Raw genomic sequence first — 1,309 nt, forward strand, 5'->3', positions numbered from 1 at the left:
GGTGGGGGTTCGGGACTCGTAGAAGGTGCCGTCTCGGAGCATCGCGAACAGGACGCTGGTGCGTTGGCGGGCGAGGCGGAGGAGGGCTTGGGTGTGGGTTTTGCCGCGGGCGCGTTGCTTGTCGTAGTAGGTGCGGGAGGCGGGATCGGCGTTCATGCAGGCGAAGGCGGAGAGGAACATGGCGCGTTTGAGCTGCCGGTTTCCGCCTCGGGGTGCGTGCTCGCCGTGGATCGATGTGCCGGACGATTTCGTGGTGGGGGCGAGGCCGGCGTAGGAGGCGAGGTGGGCGGCGGTGGGGAAGTTGGTGCCGTCTCCGACGGTGACCAGCAGCACGGCGGCGGTCCTGACGCCGACGCCGGGCATCGACGTCAGGACCGGGGAAAGAGGGTGAGCCTCCAGCAGGGTGTTGATCTGGGCTTCCAGGGCCCGGCGCTGTTCCTGGACGGCCGCGAGCGAGCGGGCCAGGGAGGGAACGACGATGTCGAGGGTGCCGGTCCCTGGCACGACGACGGTCTGCTCGTCGAGCGCGTCGAAGACGTCGTCGATCAGCCGGGTGGCCATGCGCGGGGCCTTGGGCCGGACGAGTTCGACGAGGCGGCGGCGTCCGGCCTTTCGCAGTGCGGCCGGGGATCCGTGGCGTTCAAGAAGCCAGGTGACGGCCTGGTGGTCGAGACGGGGGCCCAGGACACGCTCCAGGCTTGGGTGGAACTGGGTGAGCAGGCCGCGTATCCGGTTGCTGGTGCGGGTGGCCTCGGCGGCCAGGTCCTGGTCGAAGCCGACGAGCACGGTCAGCTCGGCGGTGATCTCGTCGGTCAGTTCCAGAGAGCGCAGGGTGTGCGGCAGGGTGCGGGCCGCGTCCGCGATCACCGCCGCGTCACGAGCGTCGGTCTTCGCCTCGCCCGGATACAGGTCGGCGATCCGGCGCATTGCCAGGCCGGGCAGGTAGGCGACCTTGCAGCCCGCGTCCCGGGCCACGGCCAGCGGGAGGGCGCCGATCGAGGCGGGCTGGTCCACGATCACCAGGACGGTGCCGAACTTCGCGGTGAGCTTGTCGAACACGGCCCGCAGCCTCGGCTCGCTGTTGGGCAGCTGCTTGTCGAGGACCTTCTTCCCGGCCGGGGTGAGTCCGTGGCCGTGATGAGCACTCTTGCCGACGTCCAGGCCGAGGAACACGCCCACGTCTTCGGTATCGAACATCGCACCCCTTTAGGCGAGTTGAACGTGCCGGCCTCGGCAGTGGTGTCGTACGCGCGCATCCACGTTATGCAGACCTGCCGCCCGCGAGCTGTCCGGCGTTGCGCCGGACCGG

1 protein-coding gene is annotated in these 1,309 nt (G+C 69.9%); it reads right to left on the reverse strand.

Annotated features, from left to right (window positions below):
- Positions 1-1,197 (reverse strand): IS110 family transposase (locus tag ACIOHC_RS43835; protein ID WP_401847053.1); only part of this gene is annotated, 1,197 nt, incomplete at its 3' end.
- Between the last annotated feature and the right edge of the window lie 112 nt (positions 1,198-1,309).

It is taken from the genome of Streptomyces sp. NPDC088252 (assembly GCF_044740965.1).
In the GTDB taxonomy this organism is placed as follows: domain Bacteria; phylum Actinomycetota; class Actinomycetes; order Streptomycetales; family Streptomycetaceae; genus Streptomyces.